The organism is Paenibacillus thiaminolyticus (assembly GCF_003591545.1).
In the GTDB taxonomy this organism is placed as follows: domain Bacteria; phylum Bacillota; class Bacilli; order Paenibacillales; family Paenibacillaceae; genus Paenibacillus_B; species Paenibacillus_B thiaminolyticus_A.
Genome location: NZ_QYZD01000101.1, coordinates 1 through 1,255, shown reverse-complemented (window position 1 = coordinate 1,255; position 1,255 = coordinate 1). Strand labels below are relative to the sequence as shown.

Annotated in this window: 1 protein-coding gene; it reads right to left on the bottom strand. The window is 44.4% G+C overall.

Annotation, left to right across the window (positions count from 1 at the left end; translation table 11 throughout):
* Window positions 1-121: 121 nt before the first annotated feature.
* Window positions 122-1,255, bottom strand: a 1,134-nt coding sequence (locus DQX05_RS30125; RefSeq protein ID WP_119796897.1) for an IS110 family RNA-guided transposase, incomplete at its 5' end; no start/stop codon positions are given.

The following is a 1,255-nucleotide window of genomic DNA, read 5'->3' as shown; positions in this document are numbered from 1 at the left end:
AAAAACCAGCTAATGTTTGTCAAGCTGCACCCTTGGTGATTTAATGAATTACTGATATACTGGTTTTTGAGCATGGCAAAAAAACTCCATTGGCGTGGAGTTTTTTTAGAATTGAATAAGTTTATGCTTGGTAAGGCTGGCCTCTATTCAAGATAGCGTAAATGTGATGTAGTAGCTTGTTGGCGCAAGCGATCACCGTTACCTTGTAAGGCTTGCCTTCTTTCTTTTTTCGTTCGTAGTACGATACTAACCGTCTATTACTTCCTTGCCGAAGTCCACATTGTACAGCAAGATACAACGATCTGCGCAGACGTTTTGAGCCGCGTTTCGTGATCCGGTTGCTGCTAGCTGTAAATTTCCCTGAACTATATACACTCGGATCTAGTCCGGCATAGGCTACTAGCTGCTTAGCATGTCTAAACTGTTTAATATCTCCTATCTCCGCCACTATAGCCGCTGCAAGCTTCTCCCCAATTCCAGGAATGGATTTCAATAAATGAACCTCCGGTAGATGAACAGATATTTTCTCCATTTGCTGCTCCAATTGCTTCAATTGGGCTTGAAATGTTAAGAGTAACGCCACCATCCCTTTCAGTGCCGCCGTTTGAGATGGACTTGCCCACCCTTCCTTCCACTTGCGTAATACCTCTTCTAATCGTATCGACTTCTCTCTTATCCAGCTTTGACTGCGAGATCTCCCAGCATGTTTTATTAGGACTTTCTCTATAATCTCCACCTCATCCATTTGCCCTTGTAAACAGCTCTGCAACACTTCTAGTGATGTAGCCGAGTACAGGTCACTAAACACTCCTTCATAAGCCGGAATTACTTGATCCAACAATGCCCTGGTATTGAGTTTGGCTTGTACATATAATGATGTGACAAACTCATGCTGGCGGGTAGCGTGTTGAAGTTCCATGTACGCCTCATCCCAGATTCGGTGTGGCAAAGCATCTCCTCTGTAAAACATTTCGGCCAAGTTCCAAGCATCTGCCTCGTCGGTTTTCACCTTACGAAGCCCCATTCCTTTTGCTCGCTTGGACTGTAACGGATTAAGGATGATATGACGGATTTCTTCCCGAGCCAAGTAACAAACAAGTCCACGGTGATAATGTCCCGTAGCTTCCATAATAACTACGGGCTCCGTGCCTGTCCTTGCTTTTAGTTCTGTGCATAATGTGCTGAGCCTCTCTAATCCTTGCTCGTTATGATAAATCTGTTCTGCTTTCCCGTAGGGTTCATTTCGCCGTAAAAA